Origin of the sequence: Pseudomonas sp. Pseusp16, assembly GCF_047324915.1 — a bacterium.
Lineage (GTDB): Bacteria > Pseudomonadota > Gammaproteobacteria > Pseudomonadales > Pseudomonadaceae > Aquipseudomonas > Aquipseudomonas fluorescens_CD.
In genome coordinates this window covers 6,619,978-6,637,080 of record NZ_CP168522.1, presented here as the reverse complement: position 1 = coordinate 6,637,080, position 17,103 = coordinate 6,619,978, and the positions used below count along the sequence as shown (strand labels likewise).

13 protein-coding genes and 1 pseudogene are annotated in these 17,103 nt (G+C 60.1%); 6 read left to right on the top strand and 8 right to left on the bottom strand.

From position 1 onward, the window contains the following. Nucleotides 1–215: 215 nt before the first annotated feature. A pseudogene (locus ACEN8Q_RS30150) lies at nucleotides 216–344 on the bottom strand (tRNA 2-thiocytidine(32) synthetase TtcA); the annotation flags it as partial. A gap of 281 nt (nucleotides 345–625) precedes the next feature. Between ACEN8Q_RS30150 and ACEN8Q_RS30145 the strand changes: the two are divergent. Next, complete coding sequence (locus ACEN8Q_RS30145; RefSeq protein ID WP_008016508.1) at nucleotides 626–1,228, top strand: Yip1 family protein; 603 nt, start codon at nucleotides 626–628, stop codon at nucleotides 1,226–1,228. Nucleotides 1,229–1,386: 158 nt separating this feature from the next. Beyond that, nucleotides 1,387–1,881: a SprT family zinc-dependent metalloprotease gene (locus ACEN8Q_RS30140; protein WP_413704138.1), complete on the top strand. Its 495-nt coding sequence runs from the start codon at nucleotides 1,387–1,389 to the stop codon at nucleotides 1,879–1,881. Nucleotides 1,882–2,001: 120 nt separating this feature from the next. Here ACEN8Q_RS30140 and ACEN8Q_RS30135 read toward each other — a convergent pair whose 3' ends face one another. Together ACEN8Q_RS30135 and ACEN8Q_RS30130 are read right to left on the bottom strand one after the other, a co-directional pair. Next, complete coding sequence (locus tag ACEN8Q_RS30135) at nucleotides 2,002–3,183, bottom strand: CaiB/BaiF CoA transferase family protein (RefSeq protein ID WP_413428127.1); 1,182 nt, start codon at nucleotides 3,181–3,183, stop codon at nucleotides 2,002–2,004. Between the two features lie 144 nt (nucleotides 3,184–3,327). Then, a complete protein-coding gene (locus tag ACEN8Q_RS30130) occupies nucleotides 3,328–4,662 on the bottom strand; it encodes a dicarboxylate/amino acid:cation symporter (protein ID WP_413704137.1) in 1,335 nt (444 codons plus the stop codon). Between the two features lie 338 nt (nucleotides 4,663–5,000). Here ACEN8Q_RS30130 and ACEN8Q_RS30125 point away from each other — a divergent pair, with 338 nt between their 5' ends. Beyond that, nucleotides 5,001–5,999 carry an AraC family transcriptional regulator gene (locus ACEN8Q_RS30125; RefSeq protein WP_413428125.1) on the top strand — a complete coding sequence of 333 codons (999 nt, stop codon included), beginning with the start codon at nucleotides 5,001–5,003 and terminating at the stop codon, nucleotides 5,997–5,999. Between the two features lie 161 nt (nucleotides 6,000–6,160). On the opposite strand, the gene ACEN8Q_RS30120 is transcribed toward ACEN8Q_RS30125, so the two are convergent. The 3 genes from ACEN8Q_RS30120 to ACEN8Q_RS30110 form a co-directional block, all read right to left on the bottom strand. Continuing rightward, nucleotides 6,161–7,507, bottom strand: coding sequence for an ATP-binding protein (locus ACEN8Q_RS30120; protein WP_413428124.1), 1,347 nt, complete (start codon nucleotides 7,505–7,507; stop codon nucleotides 6,161–6,163). Beyond that, nucleotides 7,504–8,181, bottom strand: coding sequence for a response regulator transcription factor (locus ACEN8Q_RS30115; RefSeq protein WP_111281548.1), 678 nt, complete (start codon nucleotides 8,179–8,181; stop codon nucleotides 7,504–7,506). The genes ACEN8Q_RS30120 and ACEN8Q_RS30115 overlap by 4 nt, the downstream gene beginning before the upstream one ends. A gap of 120 nt (nucleotides 8,182–8,301) precedes the next feature. Beyond that, complete coding sequence (locus ACEN8Q_RS30110) at nucleotides 8,302–8,904, bottom strand: hypothetical protein (RefSeq protein ID WP_413428123.1); 603 nt, start codon at nucleotides 8,902–8,904, stop codon at nucleotides 8,302–8,304. A gap of 145 nt (nucleotides 8,905–9,049) precedes the next feature. Between ACEN8Q_RS30110 and ACEN8Q_RS30105 the strand changes: the two genes are divergently transcribed. Further along, nucleotides 9,050–9,841, top strand: coding sequence for a dienelactone hydrolase family protein (locus tag ACEN8Q_RS30105; RefSeq protein WP_413428122.1), 792 nt, complete (start codon nucleotides 9,050–9,052; stop codon nucleotides 9,839–9,841). A 91-nt stretch (nucleotides 9,842–9,932) separates the two neighbouring features. Then, nucleotides 9,933–10,658 carry a 4'-phosphopantetheinyl transferase family protein gene (locus ACEN8Q_RS30100; protein WP_413704136.1) on the top strand — a complete coding sequence of 242 codons (726 nt, stop codon included), beginning with the start codon at nucleotides 9,933–9,935 and terminating at the stop codon, nucleotides 10,656–10,658. 126 nt (nucleotides 10,659–10,784) lie between these two features. Here ACEN8Q_RS30100 and ACEN8Q_RS30095 read toward each other — a convergent pair whose 3' ends face one another. After that, nucleotides 10,785–12,395 (bottom strand): ATP-binding protein, encoded by a 1,611-nt coding sequence (locus ACEN8Q_RS30095; RefSeq protein ID WP_413428120.1) that lies wholly within the window; start codon nucleotides 12,393–12,395, stop codon nucleotides 10,785–10,787. Then, a complete protein-coding gene (locus tag ACEN8Q_RS30090) occupies nucleotides 12,392–13,114 on the bottom strand; it encodes a response regulator (RefSeq protein WP_413428119.1) in 723 nt (240 codons plus the stop codon). Before ACEN8Q_RS30090 ends, ACEN8Q_RS30095 begins: the two co-directional genes overlap by 4 nt. Before the next feature lie 740 nt (nucleotides 13,115–13,854). Here ACEN8Q_RS30090 and ACEN8Q_RS30085 point away from each other — a divergent pair. Next, nucleotides 13,855–16,749 carry a ribonucleoside-diphosphate reductase subunit alpha gene (locus ACEN8Q_RS30085; protein WP_413428118.1) on the top strand — a complete coding sequence of 965 codons (2,895 nt, stop codon included), beginning with the start codon at nucleotides 13,855–13,857 and terminating at the stop codon, nucleotides 16,747–16,749. Nucleotides 16,750–17,103 lie beyond the last annotated feature (354 nt).

Here is a 17,103-nt window from a genome sequence, read left to right as displayed (position 1 = left end):
CGCGTCATCCACTATGGTCACGAATGGCAAGGAATTGAATTGGTATCGTTTAAGCTTCATGATTGACAAAATAGTTCGTCCAATAACTAGCTTACAAACAGGCTAGTCGGGAAACGAGCTTTGTCAAATGTGAAGGGGACGTGGGTGCTTCAAAGCGGGGCTTAAAGAGAAGTTCTATAGAATTTTCTGCATTACAAAATATTTGTTGCTTATATCTTGCCACCGGACAGGCAGACCATGACCTTGTCGCCGTCTTCAATCATGTTGAAATCGGCAACCGCCTCACCGGCCAGTCGGCGAAGGCGCTTTTGCAGTTTGTTCTGGTTAACCGTGAGAGTGCCCATGACGCGAAATCCGTGAGGTGTGACGAAAGGCGGGCATTTTACGCAAATTTTTTGCACTTGTGGCGAGCGGGCAACATCTCCAGCTCACCTACAGACCCGACGGCGATTAACAATTGTGTTTACAGCGCGATTTGCTCTAAAGCCCCTACTTCTTCTAGGGAAACTCATCCCTATACTGCGACATAAGGTCTCATGAAAATTTCAGACCTGTGACTTGCTAGGCCGCATTGGCCCGTAGGCGCTCCACTGGGGGGCGACGGAAAAAAAGAGGAGTGACTGGCATGATCCATCACGTAGTGGGGCTCTTCACCCACCCTGACCAAGAATGGAAAGAGATCCGTGGCGACCAGGAGGAAAGCATCAGCCACATGTACCTGACCCATACGCTGATCCTGGCGGCGATCCCCGCCGTGTCTGCCTTCATAGGCACCACACAGGTCGGCTGGGTCATCGGCAACCGGGCTCCCGTGATGCTGACCGTAGAAAGCGCGATATGGATGACGATCATGTCGTACGTGGCGATGCTCGGTGGCGTTGCGGTAATGGGCGCATTCATTCACTGGATGGCCCGCACCTATGACGCCAACCCAAGCCTCGCCCGCTGCATTGCGTTTGCGACCTACACCGCTACACCGCTGTTCATCGGTGGCCTCGCCGCTTTGTACCCGCACTTGTGGCTGGGGATGATCGTCGGCACCGCAGCCATCTGCTACACGGTGTACTTGCTGTACGTGGGCTTGCCGACATTCATGAACATTCCATCTGACGAGGGCTTTCTGTTTTCAAGTTCGGTGCTCGCCGTAGGCCTGGTGGTGCTGGTCGCCATCATGGCGTTCACTGTGATTGTCTGGGGACTCGGCGTAGGGCCGGTCTACACCAATTAGCCACCCGTCACTGATAATCAGAAACCAACGATACAGGCCGCCGCAAGGCGGCCTTTTGATTCTTCAGCAACGAGGAGGCACACGACCATTCGGCACCTTGGCGATTCGCAAGGCCCCAGGGTTGCGGCATACTCGACCGCTCTGGAGATCCATCAAGCATGCCCGAGCAACTCAATTCCCGCGTCGAAGACTGTTTCCAACTAGCCGAATCCTTTTTCAAACGAACTTTCAAACGCCCCGTGGTGAGCCTCAAGCTGCGCGGGCAAAAAGCCGGTGTCGCGCATTTGCACGAGAACCTGCTGCGCTTCAATCCGCAGCTGTATCGGGAAAACACCGAAGACTTCCTCAAGCAGACCGTAGCCCATGAAGTCGCCCACCTGATCGCCCATCAACTGTTCGGCGACCGTATCCAGCCCCATGGTGAAGAGTGGCAATTGATCATGCGCGGCGTGTACGAATTGCCGCCCAACCGCTGCCACACCTATGACGTCAAACGCCGCAGCGTGACCCGCTACATCTACAAGTGCCCGTGCGCCGACAGCGACTTCCCGTTCTCGGCCCAGCGCCACAGCCTGGTGCACCAGGGGCGCAGGTACTTGTGTCGACGGTGTCGCCATACGCTGGTGTTCAGTGGGGAGATGCGGGTCGAATAGCGGGACTCTCGGTGTTTGTATCGGCCTCTTCGCGAGCAGGCTCGCTCCTACACCGGATTTATGCGGCACCAAAGTCCCCCTGTGGGAGCGGGCTTGCTCGCGAAGAGGCCGGAGCAGACGCTAGAGAATGACCTTGGCTGACCGCAATTCAGCAATCCGCTGCGCACTGAACCCCAGTTCCCCCAACACCTGATCCGTATGCTGCCCCAGCACCGAGCCAATATGCCGGGGCTCAGGCAAACCTTGCGAAAACTTCAGCGGACACGCCATCTGCGCCTGGCTTGATCCGTCGCCCCGCGGCACTTGCGCCACCAACTCCCGTGCCTGCAACTGCGGATGACGCAGCGCTTCTCCCAGGCTCAACACTGGCTCGACACAAGCATCCAGCTCCGCGAACAGCGCGCACAACTCGGCAAAGTCATGTTTTTCGAATTCGACCGTCAGCGCGTCCTTAAGCTGTTGCCGATGCACCAGTTGCGGCGACAGGCCGAGGCCGGCCAATTCTTCCAGCCCCAACGCCGTGCACAACTGCTTCATGAATGCCGGCTCCAGGCTGCCCACCGATAGCCAGCGCCCATCCCTGGAGCGGTAGTAGTCGTAGAAGCTGCCGCCATTGAGCACCTGGTTTTCCGGCCCCGGCTCGACGCCACAGGCCAGATACCCGGCACCGGCCATCGCATTCAGGCTGAACGCGCAGTCGGTCATGCTGACATCCAGGTGCTGGCCCTGACCGGTTTGCTGTCGGGCAATGACCGCCGCCAGCAAGCCAACCACCCCGTGCAACGAGCCACCGGCGACATCCGCCACCTGCATGCCCAACGGCAGCGGCCCACTGTCGGCCCGTCCGGTGTAACTCGCCAGCCCGGACAAGGCCAGGTAGTTGATGTCATGGCCGGCGCGGTCCTTGTAGGGGCCGGTCTGACCGTAGCCGGTGATCGACACATAAATCAATTCGGGCTTGATCGCCTTCAGGGCTTCGTAACCCAGGCCCAGACGCTCCATGACACCCGGGCGGAACTGCTCGAGCACAATGTCGTAGTCCTGCAGCAACGACTTGATCACCTCCAGCGCCTCGGGTTGCTTGAGGTCCAGGGCGAGGCTGCGCTTGTTGCGGTTGAGGTAGGCGTGGCTGGCTGACACGCCTTGATCGTGGGGCGGCAACACCCGCAGCAGATCCATGCGGGTCGGTGATTCGATGCGCAGCACTTCGGCGCCCATGTCCGCCAGCAGCAACGAGGCGAACGGCCCCGGCAGCAATGTCGAGAAATCCAGAACCTTGAGTGATGCCAGTGGACCGGGCATGAGCGTTCTCCCTTGACGATGCACCCAGCCTAGGCAGCCGTTGGCATTGCAGCAATCACCTTATGCGCCATGTGCAGTGACCGTTGTGCTCAAACGCCGGGCATGAAAAAACCCGCCGAAGCGGGTTTTTCATCAGGACAAGGCTTACTTGGCGTTAACCGGGGCTACCTCTTCGACGTGGCCCAGAACATCGTCTTTAGGCTCTTCGGCAATACCGCGACCGCCCGAGGCCAGCTCCGCTTGCAGCACGTCGGTATCCAGTTCCTTGACCCACTTGGCCACGACGACAGTGGCAACGGCGTTGCCGATCAGGTTGGTCAGGGCACGGGCTTCGGACATGAAACGGTCGATGCCGAGGATCAGCGCCAGACCGGCAACCGGCAGGTGGCCCACGGCGGACAGAGTGGCAGCGAGTACGATGAAACCGCTACCGGTCACGCCCGCAGCGCCCTTGGACGACAGCAGCAACACCACCAGCAGGGTGATCTGGTGCGTGATGTCCATGTGGGTGTCGGTGGCCTGGGCAATGAATACCGCGGCCATGGTCAGGTAGATGGCGGTACCGTCGAGGTTGAACGAGTAGCCGGTCGGGATCACCAGGCCTACTACGGATTTCTTCGCACCCAGACGTTCCATCTTGATCAGCATGCGTGGCAGCACCGACTCCGAAGAGGAAGTGCCCAGCACGATCAGCAGTTCCTCACGGATGTAGCGGATCATTTTCAGAACGCTGAAGCCGTGGGCGCGAGCGATACCACCCAGTACGATCAGGATGAACAGCAGGCAAGTGATATAGAAGCACGCCATCAGTTGACCCAACTGCACCAGCGAGCCGACACCGTAGGCACCGATGGTGAACGCCATGGCACCGAAGGCACCGATTGGCGCGAGCTTCATGATCATGTTGATGATGTTGAACATCACGTGGGCGAAACGATCGATGAAGTCCAGCAGCGGCTTGCCGTAGGCACCCAGGCGATGCAGGGCGAAACCGAAGATCACCGAGAACATCAACACTTGCAGGATGTCGCCGGTGGCGAAGGCGCCGACGATGGTCGTCGGGATCACGTTCAGCAGGAAGCCTACGACGCTTTGGTCAGCACCGGCCGCAACATAAGCGGCAACCTTGGAGGCATCCAGGGTAGCGACGTCAATGTGCATGCCATTGCCTGGCTGCACGATGTTGACCACGGCCAGACCGACCAACAAGGCAATGGTCGAAACGATCTCGAAGTACAGCAGCGCATAACCACCGGTCTTGCCGACCGACTTCATGCTCTGCATGCCGGCGATACCGCTGACAACGGTACAGAAGATGATCGGGGCGATGATCATTTTGATCAGCTTGATGAACCCGTCACCCAACGGTTTAACGGCCACACCGAGCTGTGGGTAGTAGTGACCGAGTGCGATACCGATGACAATTGCAACGATCACCTGGAAATACAGGGATTTGTACAGTGGCTGACGAGTCGTCATTGCAAAGTTCCTCAAGGGTGCCCGGTGGCAACATCCAGCTGTTGCCCGCAACACCGCAATTGCGAACCCTCCTGCACTGGAGGGATTTGTTTTTTCGAGCTGCGCAACGGCAAGCATCTGCATGTTGTATCGCAAGGCCCGTGCCACCTTGCGCAAAATCCCTGCAAGCCTTTTGATATCAGGGGTCGCAGCGATTTCCCTGTCACCGGACGGTTACAATCATGTGGCGGATTTCCGCCCTTCCATTAAAAGACGTCCTGCAATTTGGCGGATATCCGCCCTGTTCACGCCCGCAGTGCGCAGCTACCATCCGTCGTTCAACGGTCAGAACTGCTGTCATGCGCGAACGCACCATTGCCAGTCATTTCGCCCGCGCCGCCCTTGGTGGTGCGCGTCGGCACGGCTACGACTTTTCGGGCCTGCTACAACAACTGGGGATCAGCCCCGAGTTGCTGGACGAACCCCGGGCGCGCATCGCTCCAGAGCAATTCACCCAACTGATTCAGGCCTTATGGCTGGCACTGGACGACGAGTACCTGGGGTTCGGGCAAGCCCCCAGCAGGCCGGGCAGCTTCGCGATGATGTGCCATGCCGTGATTCACTGCCGCAGCCTGGATAAGGCACTCAATCGCGGCTTATTGTTTTATAGCCTATTCCCCGGGGCTCCGCGCTTGACCCTGAGCCGCGAAGATGAATGGGTCCGCCTCAGCCTCGACGACTCGCAACTTTGGGATCCGGATCATTTTCTCAGCGAAAGCCTGCTGGTGATCTGGCACCGTTTCGGCAGCTGGCTGATCGGCCAGCGCATTCGCCTGGAACAGGCCGCGTTCAGCTACCCCCGGCCGGAACACGGCGCCGAGTACGACCTGCTGTTTTCCTGCCCGCTCGAGTTTTCCAGCCCCCAGAGCAGCCTGTTGTTTCACAGCCGCTACCTGGCCATGCCGCTGTTGCAGGATGAACGCACCCTCAAGCATTTCCTCGAGCGCTCCCCCGCCGACCTGCTCTCGCGCCCGGACGATGGCGACAGCTTGAGCAGCCGCTTGCGCCGTTTGCTCAGTCGCGACAGTTCACGCTGGCCCGATCTGGAAGCCGTGGCCGCGCAGCTGCACATCAGCCCGCAGACCTTGCGCCGGCATTTGCGGGAAGAGGGATCGAGCTTTCAGGAGTTGAAGGACCAGTTGCGCCGGGACATCGCGATTTATCACCTGAGCCGCGCCGACCTGTCGTTGCAACAGATCGCCGAGCTTCTGGGGTTTTCCGAGCCGTCGGCATTTCACCGGGCGTTCAAGAAGTGGACGGGGCTGACGCCGGGGGCTTATCGGGCGCAGGAGAACTGAGTTTCAGGAGCAATTTTTTCTGGTGTGTTCACTGGCCTCTTCGCGGGCAAGCCCGCTCCCACAGGGTATTGAGTTAGTCAGATGATTTTTGAACAACTTCGGCCGATGTGGGAGCGGGCTTGCCCGCGAAGAGGCCCGAAAGAGCACAATCAAACTCCAGGTCATACCACCGGAAAATGAATCCGGAACGCCGCCCCGCCCATCGGTGAATCGCCCAAGGTCAGCTTGGCGCTGTAGCTCTCGATGATGTCCTTGACCACCGCCAGGCCGATGCCCTGCCCCGGGTGCTGACGGTCCAGGCGCTCGCCGCGCTCGAGAATCCGTGCGCGTTGATCCTGTGGTACGCCGGGGCCGTCGTCCTCGACACACAACTCGATGCCGCCAAGGGTTTCGCGCACGCTGATGCGTATTTCGCCCAGGCACAGGCGATAGGCGTTTTCCAGCAGGTTGCCCATCATCTCCAATAGAGCGCCCTGCTCGATCGGTACGTAGCACGGGTCGGGCAGGTCGAACGCGACGTGCACGCGCTTGTCGCGATAAACCTTGTCCAGCGTGTCGCACAGGCTTTTCAGCACCGGGTGCAAACGCACCTGATGACGTACCAGACCGCTTTTGCGCAGGCTGGCGCGCTGCAACTGGTAGCTGATCTGCTGGCTCATGCGTTCGATCTGGGTTTGCAGAACCCAGGCCTGATCGCGATCCTCCGGACGCAGGGCCAGGTCTTCGCTGACGCCTTGCAACACCGCCAGCGGCGTTTTCAGGCTATGGGCCAGGTCATCGAGGGAATCACGGTAGCGACTGCGCTGCTCACGCTCACTGTGCAGCAACCGGTTGAGAGAACCGGTGAGGCGCAGCAATTCCCGGGGATGTTCCTCACTGAGGCTTTCGCGGGTGCCACCTTCGATCTGATCCAGTTCCTGGCTCAAGCGCCGCAATGCCTGCAGGCCCCAGGTCAGTCCGATCCACAACAACGCCAGCAGCACCAGCAGTGCCGCGCCAAAACCCAGATAGAGATTTTCTCGCAGGCCTTCCAGGGTCAGTTCGTACTCACGAACCGGCTGCAGCGCCACGATGCTGAAGGCTGCGCTTTTGCCACCGAGCAACTTGACCTCGACGTCGTAGACGAAGAACTCCTGGCCATTGGCTTCACGGATCCGCGCAAACTCGTTGCCACGTCCGTCGTAGCGCGGCTTGTAATTGATGTGTTCTTCCCGGGTCGCCTTCGAACGCCAGACCAGATGCCCCTCACGGTCATAGATGTAGCCGAGCAATCGGCTGTCGGTGAGGTTGAAGCGTTCGTCGGGCAGCTGCTCCGGCATCTGCAGGCTGTTGTTCTCCACCCGGGCGGCAGAGATCAACGTAGTCACGTCCGATGCCAGACGCTGCTCGATGGAGTCTTGCAACGCCAGGCTGAAGGCCCCCTGCATCGCCGGCAGCAACGCCAGCATGAACAACACCGCCAACAGCGTGGCGGCGAGCATCAAGCGGATGCGCAGCGAACGGATCAAGTGCAACGCTCATTGAACAGGTAGCCCAGGCCGCGCACGGTATCGATCGGTTTGAACCCACCCGGCCCCTCCAGTTTGCGGCGCAGACGACCGACCAGCACCTCGATCACATTCGGATCACGCTCGTCATCATCCGGATAGAGCTGCTCCATCAAGCGGTCCTTCGGCACCACTTGCTGATGGTGACGCATCAGGTATTCGAGAATGCGGTACTCATACGCGGTCAGTGCCAACGGCTGATCGTCGAGGGATGCCTGCTTGCGGTTCAGGTCCAGCAGCAACGGACCAGCAACGATGGTCGACTGGGTGAAGCCGCTGGAGCGGCGCAGCAAGGCATTCAGGCGAGCCTCCAGTTCTTCGAACTGAAACGGCTTGACCACGTAATCGTCGGCACCGGCGGCCAGGCCTTCGACCTTGTCCTGCCAGTTGCCTCGCGCGGTGAGGATCAGGATCGGGAAAGTTTTGCCACCTGAGCGCAACTGCCGGATCAGGTCGAGACCGCTCATGCCCGGCAGACCGAGGTCGATCACCGCCAGGTCAAAGTTGAACTGCGCGGTCTGATACAGCGCCTCCTCGCCGTTGGCCACGGACTCGACCACATGGCCGCTCTCCGTCAGGCGGGTTTTCAGGTGATGACGAAGCAGCGCTTCATCTTCGACGACCAGCAGTTTCATAACGCTCTCCCGGGCAAATCAACATCTCCAGAGGCACAACGTCGCACCTCGATAGCTAACATGGCAATGCCGGACCAGCCACTCGGGTTGATCCGGCACAGGCCGCTCGCGAAACGCTTGTCAGAAAGCGTAGTTGGCGGACAGGTAAGTCTGGGCGCTGCTGGTCAGGTCCAGCGAACCCCGCTTGCTGCCACCACGCTCACTCATCTCGGTGCTGGCGTTGCTGCGCAGGTAACGGTAACCCAGTTCAACCGAGGTGTTCTGCGAAACCTGTTGCAGCACACCCGCCTGGGCGCCGATGGCGTAACCGATATCGCTGTCGCGGCTGAAGCCTGGCGACTCCTGAGTCATTTTGGTCAGGCCGGCCGTGGCACCACCGAACAGCCTGGTGCTACCGCCCACCGGGTAAAACAGATCGTAGCTGCCCAGGAGGTTTTCCTGACGCAGTTTAATGCCGTTGTGCGAGCCCGACACATTGTCGTAAGTGGCGTAGTACCGGCCCTTGGTGTTTTGCTGGCCCAGACGGACACCCCAGGTGGTGTCCTTGCCGATCACGCCATCGGCGTTCGGATGGTTCAGGTTGTCGTTCAGGGCGTGGGACTTTTTGACCTTGTCGCTGGTCTGTCCAAGAGTAATGCTGGCAAAGTTATCGTCGGATGCGAAGGCTGCGGTGCTTGCGCCCAGTACAGTGAATGCCAGAAGCAGTTTTTTGAATCCAGTCATTGGGAGTGTCCTCATGTGCCGTTTGTTTATTGGGTACGGGGCAAGGTTACGCACCGAGCCCTGAACTCCCCCTGAACGCACTCTGAACCCGGGCTGAACCGCCCCCTCCCGAATGTTTCGACACTTTTCAAGAGGAGTTCCGATCATGCGCATGTTCTTCGCCGTCCTCCTGTTGGCCTTGAGCGGGCTCAGCCAGGCTGCCATCCAGACCCGGGAAATCCCCTACCAGAGTGCCGATGGCACGAAAATGATCGGCTATTACGCCTACGACGATGCCCTCAAGGGTCCGCGCCCCGGCGTCGTGGTGGTGCATGAATGGTGGGGACTCAACGACTACGCCAAGCGCCGCGCCCGTGACCTTGCCGGCCTGGGCTACAGCGCCCTGGCCATTGACATGTACGGTGACGGCAAAAACACCGAGCACCCCAAAGACGCCATGGCCTTCATGCAAGCCGTGGCAAAAGACAGTGCCGTGTCGAGCGCGAGGTTTCAGGCCGGGCTCGACCTGCTCAAGCAACAACCGCAAACCGATCCGCATAAAATCGCCGCCATCGGCTACTGCTTCGGTGGTGGCGTGGTGCTCAATGCCGCAAGACAGGGCGTGCCATTGGCAGGCGTGGTGAGTTTCCATGGCGCGCTGACGACCAATACACCGGCAACGCCAGGCAGCGTCAAGGCGAAGATCCTTGTGGAGCACGGAGCACTGGACAGCATCGTCACCCAGGAAAACATCACGGCTTTCAAGAGCGAGATGGACAAGGCCGGCGCCGACTACAGATTCGTCAGCCTCGACGGCGCCAGGCATGGCTTCACCAACCCGGATGCCGATCGACTTGGCCATGGCGATCATGGCGGGCCGGACATTGGCTACAACAAGACTGCGGATGAAAAATCCTGGGCGGACATGCAGGCGTTCTTCAAAAGGATCTTTGGTTAACCCTGATATTTGTGGCGGGGGGGGCAGCCCCCCCGCCACAAAAGCCGTCTGCTACTACCCAGCCCCAGGGCAACCCGGCAAAATGCCCCGCATGAACTCCACTCATGCCCTGCCCGTCTGCTGCACCCCCCTCGATGACCATTGGCCGCTGCCGTTTGTGCTGCCCGATACGGTCCTGCTGAGCACTCATTTCGATAGCTCCCGACTGGCCAGCGATGACTTTCAGCGCAGTGCTGTGGAGGCACCGGCGAGCATTCAGCGCTCTGTCGCCAAACGGCAGGCGGAGTTTCTCGCCGGGCGGGTGTGCGCGCGGGCCGCGTTACAGCGGCTCGAAGGCCTGGGCTACATTCCGGCCATCGGTGAAGACCGGGCACCGGTCTGGCCTGCCCATATCACTGGCTCGATCACCCATAGCACTGGCCGGGCCGCGGCGATTGTCGCGAACAAAAGCCATTGGCGCGGCCTGGGCATGGATCTGGAAGTCCTGCTCAATGCCGATCGGGCCGAACGCCTGGCCGGGGAAATCCTCAATCCGCCGGAGCTACAGCGCATGGCGGCCGGTGATCACGATCTACGGGCGTTGTTGGTCACCCTGACTTTCTCGGTCAAGGAAAGCCTGTTCAAGGCGCTCTATCCGATCGTTCAGCAACGGTTTTATTTCGAACACGCCGAAGTGCTGGAGTGGTCTGAGTCGGGAGAGGTGCGGTTGCGGCTGCTCACCGATCTGTCCCGCGAATGGCGCAACGGCACCGAGCTGGATGCGCAGTTCGGGGTCAAGGATGGGCAGTTGTTGAGTCTGGTCAGCATCAGGGCCTGAGTTTTTTTGCGCATGGCAGGGCCCCTTCGCGAGCAAGCCCGCTCCCACACTGGATCTGTAGTGTTCACAAAGCCCAATGTGGGAGCGGGCTTGCTCGCGAAAGCGGTTGAACATTCACCGAAAATCTCAGCGTTTCTCCTGATTCCGCGGCCAACTCAAACTGAAACACGCACCACCCAGGCTTTTGCTCTTGCCGATCAACGCCCGCCCGCCATGCCAATGGATGATGCGTCGCACAATGGACAGGCCTAACCCATGGCCTCCAGAAGCACGGGTACGGCTGTCGTCGAGACGCAGGAACGGTGTAAAGATCTTCTCCCATGCCGACTCCGGCACCCCCGGCCCGTCATCCTCGATATCCACCCGGCATCGCTGCTGCCCCACCTGATAGCTGATGGTCACCCGTGATTGCGCATGGCGCATGGCATTGCTCACCAGATTCTGGATCGCCCGGTGCAGATAACGCGGTTCGGCCTCGACCCAGGCATCGTCGTTATCGGCCGCCGACAGGCACAACCCGCGCTGTACCGTGACGTCGGCGCGCAACGGCGCCAGCTCTTCAATCACTTGATTGACCAAGGCATCCAGATCGATCCGCTGAAAGTTCAGCGCCGGAGAACCCTGTTCGAGCCGCGCGTAGGTCAGCATCTCGTCGACCAGCCGGTCGAGGTCCTCGATGTCGTGATCCATGCCCTGGCAGTATTTTTCCAGGGCTTGTGGCGTGGTGGCCGAGCCGATCATCTCCAGGCCAAAGCGCAGGCGCGCCACCGGCGTGCGCAATTCGTGGGACACCGCGCGCACCAGTTCACGCTGGATCGCCAGCAACTGTTGCAGGTGTTCAGCCATGCCGTTGAAGGCCGAGGCCAGGCGCCCTACGGAATCCGCGCCGCGCGCCGGCACGCGGGTTTCCAGGCTGCCCTTGGCGATGCGCGTGGCCGCGGCCTCCAGGCCACGCAAGCGGCGCTCGAGCTGACGCACCAACAGATAAACGATCAGGCCGATCAGCGTCAGGCCCAGCGCGGCGATCAGCACCAGCCATTCCGGGGGATAAGGATTCATCTGGTACAACGGGCCGATTTCCAGGACCCACGGCGTGCCGACCATGCCGGCAAACACCCTAATCGAATCGCCCCCCTTGCCCAGCGCCATCACCGTATCGCCCTCGGACACCCGGCGGCTCTGGTCTTCGTCCATGTCCGCCTCGTCAACCGTGACCAGGCGCAGCTCGAAGCCGAAGCCCTTGCTCTCCTTCAATTGCGCCAGGCGCAAGGGCTGGTCGGCTACCGGAGTCCGCACCAGTTCATCGGTCAACAGGTAGATGGTCGCCCGGGCCAGTTGTTCGCTGATCTGCTGCACTTCCCCGGTGAGCATCAACTGCTCCTTGTCGCTGACCAGCTTGTACACCTTCGCCGCGTGCGGCCCGGTCTGTTCCACCAATGCCTGGCCGCGCAACACACGAGTGCGCTGGGTCAGGTCGAGGTCAGTCTCGGTAAAGGTTTTCAGCGCCAGCGGAATGCCCAGCAGCCGCTCCCACACCAGCAAGGCCCGGTGACGCTCGGTCTGGTTCATCGGTTGCAGGTTGTCGGCCATCAGCGAAAACGTGCCGTGGGCCAGGCGCTCGCGGTATTGCTCGCTGCGCACCTGATTGAGCAGGTGCAACGCCAGCACACCGAGCACCGCCACCAGAATCAGCGCGGCACACATGCCGCCATAGATGCGCAGGAAGATCGAATTCACAGGGTCTGGTCTACGCAAGCCTCGGGAACGAACAGATAGCCTTTGCTGCGCACGGTCTTGATCAGCCGTGGATGCTCCGGATCATCGCCGATCTTCGGGCGGATGCGCGAGATGCGCACATCGATGGAGCGGTCCTGGCCGTCATAGCCGATGCCCCGCAGTGCGGTAAAGATTTCCTCCCGGGAGAGGATGCGACCGGCATTGGCCACCAATAGCCAGAGCAAGTCGAATTCGGCGCTGGTCAGCTCGATGCCGTTGCCCTGCAACCAGGCTTCGCGCAAGGCGTTGTCGACGATCAGCGGGCCGAACTGCAGGCGCCGCTGTTTTTCCGGGGCGACTTCGGGCGCTTCACTGCGACGCAGCAAGGCCTGGATGCGCGCCAGCAGCAGACGCGGGCGTACCGGTTTGCACACGTAGTCGTCAGCCCCCAGGTCCAGGCCGAGAATCTGGTCAGCGTCATCGGTGCGGGCGGTGAGCATCAGGATCGGGCCGTCATATCGGGCGCGGACCTTGCGGCAAATGCTCAGGCCATCTTCACCGGGGAGCATCAGGTCGAGGATCACCAGGTCCGGTTGCTCCTTGATGATGCGGTTCGCAGCAAGCGCTCCATCGCCTTCGATCGATACACGCAGGCCATTGGCTTCCAGGTAATCGCGGGTCAGTTCGGCCAGTCGCTGGTCGTCCTCCACAATCAATACCTGCCAGGCTTCTTGCTCCACGGGTGACCTCTGCTTGCCAAAAACACTAATAAGGAAGGATCCGCCCGTCTTTTTGTAATGATTCGGGAAGATAAATATGTATACACGCTGGGCCGATTGTATAAACGCCGCCCGTCGAGAACACAAGCGGGTAAATGCGTTCGGACAACAGGGTTTTTTGTGATAGGGTTCGCGCCCTTAAAAATCCGAACGAGCATTTTCGATCGTAGAAAATTGCTGAAAAAAGGTCCGGTCCAGCAGTGTCGCGGCCTACACGCCGGTTCCCTCTTTCACACACAATTTACGCACAGGTTTATCCACAGGTAGTACGTTGCAATCCCCCCCTAAAACGCATTATCTTGTAGCCCGGCGCTAAAAAAACCCTAGATATGGGGTTTTGCGCAAAAAACCAAACACAAACCAGACACCAATTTCAAGCGCTATTATTGCCTCTGTCCGGTTGAACCAAACGTATTTTCGAAAGACCAAAACGCGCGTGCGGATGGCTACTGTATTTCGGCCCCGAGTGGCGAAAACGGTACGGGTGTTGCAGTCCCGACTGTCACCTGCAATGGATCCCGGTTTCAGGCCCAAGGCGTGAGACCAAAGACTTCGGCATGGAAGCGGCGCCCGATAAAGCCCCCTTCCTACTGTCCCGAAGTTGTTATGCCCGGCGCTCGCCGGTTGTAGTGCTTCAGGACGGAACGGTGGGCACCGTGATGGTGCCCAAACAAACATAGAGAATGTGGAGACACTCCCCCATGCAAACCGACACAACTCGCGAGAACCCGCAGGGCACCTTGCCGCCGGCCGCTGATTCGAATTCGGATCTGTCCGCCACCGCGCCTGGCCAACTGCGCGTGATCAAGCGTAACGGCACTGTCGTTCCCTACACCGATGACAAAATCACCGTCGCCATCACCAAAGCGTTTCTCGCAGTTGAGGGCGGCACCGCTGCCGCCTCGTCGCGAATCCACGACACCGTTGCCCGCCTGACCGAACAGGTCACCGCGACCTTCAAGCGTCGCATGCCATCGGGCGGCACCATCCACATCGAAGAAATCCAGGACCAGGTCGAACTGGCCCTGATGCGTGCCGGCGAGCAGAAAGTGGCTCGCGACTACGTGATCTACCGTGATGCCCGCTCCAAGGAACGTGCCGTGCGTGCGCCGGCCGAAGAAGCGGTCAACGCTCACCCGTCGATCCGCATCACCCGTGCCGACGGCAGCCTGGCGCCGCTGGACATGGGCCGCCTGAACACCATCGTCACCGAAGCGTGCGAAGGCCTGGAAGAAGTCGACGGCGACCTGATCCAGCGCGAAACCCTGAAGAACCTGTACGACGGCGTGGCCCTGAACGACGTCAACACCGCCCTGGTGATGACTGCCCGTACCCTGGTTGAACGCGAGCCGAACTACTCGTTCGTGACCGCGCGCCTGCTGATGGACACCCTGCGCGCCGAAGGCCTGGGCTTCCTCGGCGTGGCCGAAAGCGCCACCCACCACGAAATGGCCGACCTGTACGCCAAGGCACTGCCGGCCTACGTCGCCAAAGGCATCGAGTTCGAACTGCTGAACCCTGTGCTGGCCGAATTCGACCTGGAAAAACTGGGCAAGGCAATCAACCACGAGCGCGACCAGCAATTCACCTACCTGGGCCTGCAAACCCTGTACGACCGCTACTTCATCCACAAGGATGGCGTGCGTTTCGAACTGCCGCAGATCTTCTTCATGCGTGTGGCCATGGGCTTGGCGATCGAAGAGAAAGCCCGTGAAGACCGCGCGATCGAGTTCTACAACCTGCTGTCGTCCTTCGACTACATGGCGTCGACTCCAACCCTGTTCAACGCCGGTACCCTGCGTCCACAGCTGTCGAGCTGCTACCTGACCACCGTGCCGGATGACCTGTCGGGCATCTACCACGCGATCCACGACAACGCCATGCTGTCGAAATTCGCTGGCGGCCTGGGCAACGACTGGACGCCGGTTCGTGCGCTGGGTTCGTACATCAAGGGCACCAACGGCAAATCCCAGGGCGTCGTGCCGTTCTTGAAAGTCGTCAACGACACCGCCGTTGCCGTTAACCAGGGTGGCAAGCGCAAAGGCGCTGTGTGTGCCTACCTGGAAACCTGGCACATGGACATCGAAGAGTTCATCGAGCTGCGCAAGAACACCGGTGATGACCGCCGTCGTACCCACGACATGAACACCGCCAACTGGATCCCTGACCTGTTCATGAAGCGCGTCTTCGATGACGGCAAGTGGACCCTGTTCTCGCCGTCCGAAGTGCCGGACCTGCACGACCTGACCGGCAAGGCCTTCGAAGAGCGCTACGAGTACTACGAAGCCCTCACCGAGTACCCGGGCAAGGTCAAGCTGTTCAAGACCATCCAGGCCAAGGACCTGTGGCGCAAGATGCTGTCCATGCTGTTCGAAACCGGCCACCCATGGCTGACTTTCAAAGACCCGTGCAACCTGCGTAGCCCGCAGCAGCACGTCGGCGTGGTCCACAGCTCGAACCTGTGCACCGAGATCACCTTGAACACCAACAAGGACGAGATCGCCGTTTGCAACCTGGGCTCGATCAACCTGCCGAACCACATCGTCGACGGCAAGCTGGACACCGCCAAGCTGCAACGTACCGTGAACACTGCCGTGCGCATGCTCGACAACGTGATCGACATCAACTACTACTCGGTGCCGCAAGCGAAGAACTCCAACTTCAAGCACCGTCCGGTCGGCCTGGGCATCATGGGCTTCCAGGACGCGCTGTACCTGCAGCACATTCCTTACGGTTCCGACGCTGCCGTAGAGTTCGCCGACAAGTCGATGGAAGCGGTCAGCTACTACGCGATCCAGGCTTCCTGCGACCTGGCCGACGAGCGTGGCGCGTACGAGACCTTCAACGGTTCGCTGTGGTCCAAAGGCATCCTGCCGCTGGATTCGCAACAGATCCTGATCGAGGCTCGCGGCCAGAAGTACATCGATGTCGACCTGAACGAAACCCTGGACTGGGCACCGGTTCGCGCCCGTGTACAGAAAGGCATTCGTAACTCGAACATCATGGCCATCGCACCGACCGCGACCATCGCCAACATCACCGGCGTGTCGCAGTCGATCGAACCGACCTACCAGAACCTGTATGTGAAATCGAACCTGTCGGGCGAATTCACCGTGATCAACCCGTACCTGGTTCGCGACCTGAAGGCTCGCGACCTGTGGGACTCGGTCATGATCAACGACCTGAAGTACTACGACGGTTCGGTGCAGCAGATCGAGCGCATCCCGCAAGAACTCAAAGAGCTCTACGCGACTGCATTCGAAGTGGACACCAAGTGGATCGTCGACGCCGCCAGCCGTCGTCAGAAGTGGATCGACCAGGCTCAATCGCTGAACCTGTACATCGCCGGCGCTTCGGGCAAGAAGCTGGACGTGACCTACCGCATGGCCTGGTACCGTGGTCTGAAGACCACTTACTACCTCCGTGCCCTGGCCGCGACCAGCACCGAGAAGTCGACCATCAACACCGGCAAGCTGAACGCTGTTTCCAGCGGTGGCAACCACGGTGAAGATTCGGTCCTGGCAGCGCCAGCCGGCCCTGCTCCAGTGCCGAAGGCTTGCGCCATCGACGAGCCGGATTGCGAAGCTTGCCAATAAGCTGAGCCGGTAACACAAAAACCCCCGACAGGCCTTCGGCTTGTCGGGGGTTTTCTTTTACCTGCCTGTAGGAGCGAGCTCGCTCGCGATGGGCGCTAACGATAACGCGCGCTGACTGGTTAAACGCGGCGCCTTTTAGTCCATCGCGAGCAAGCTCGCTCCTACAAAGGGCCAGGTTTTTCCTGGATAAACACCATCGACTGTAGGAGCGAGCTTGCTCGCGATGGGCGCTAACGATAACGCGTGCTGACTGGTTAAACGCGGCGCCTTTTAGTCCATCGCGAGCAAGCTCGCTCCTACAAAGGGCCGGTTTTTTCCTGGATAAACACCATCGACTGTAGGAGCGAGCTTGCT

Coding starts and splice junctions, on each gene's coding strand:
- ACEN8Q_RS30145 (WP_008016508.1), top strand. CDS start 626: ATGATCCATCACGTAGTGGGGCTCTTCACCCACCCTGACCAAGAATGG.
- ACEN8Q_RS30140 (WP_413704138.1), top strand. CDS start 1,387: ATGCCCGAGCAACTCAATTCCCGCGTCGAAGACTGTTTCCAACTAGCC.
- ACEN8Q_RS30135 (WP_413428127.1), bottom strand. CDS start 3,183: ATGCCCGGTCCACTGGCATCACTCAAGGTTCTGGATTTCTCGACATTG.
- ACEN8Q_RS30130 (WP_413704137.1), bottom strand. CDS start 4,662: ATGACGACTCGTCAGCCACTGTACAAATCCCTGTATTTCCAGGTGATC.
- ACEN8Q_RS30125 (WP_413428125.1), top strand. CDS start 5,001: ATGCGCGAACGCACCATTGCCAGTCATTTCGCCCGCGCCGCCCTTGGT.
- ACEN8Q_RS30115 (WP_111281548.1), bottom strand. CDS start 8,181: ATGAAACTGCTGGTCGTCGAAGATGAAGCGCTGCTTCGTCATCACCTG.
- ACEN8Q_RS30110 (WP_413428123.1), bottom strand. CDS start 8,904: ATGACTGGATTCAAAAAACTGCTTCTGGCATTCACTGTACTGGGCGCA.
- ACEN8Q_RS30105 (WP_413428122.1), top strand. CDS start 9,050: ATGCGCATGTTCTTCGCCGTCCTCCTGTTGGCCTTGAGCGGGCTCAGC.
- ACEN8Q_RS30100 (WP_413704136.1), top strand. CDS start 9,933: ATGAACTCCACTCATGCCCTGCCCGTCTGCTGCACCCCCCTCGATGAC.
- ACEN8Q_RS30085 (WP_413428118.1), top strand. CDS start 13,855: ATGCAAACCGACACAACTCGCGAGAACCCGCAGGGCACCTTGCCGCCG.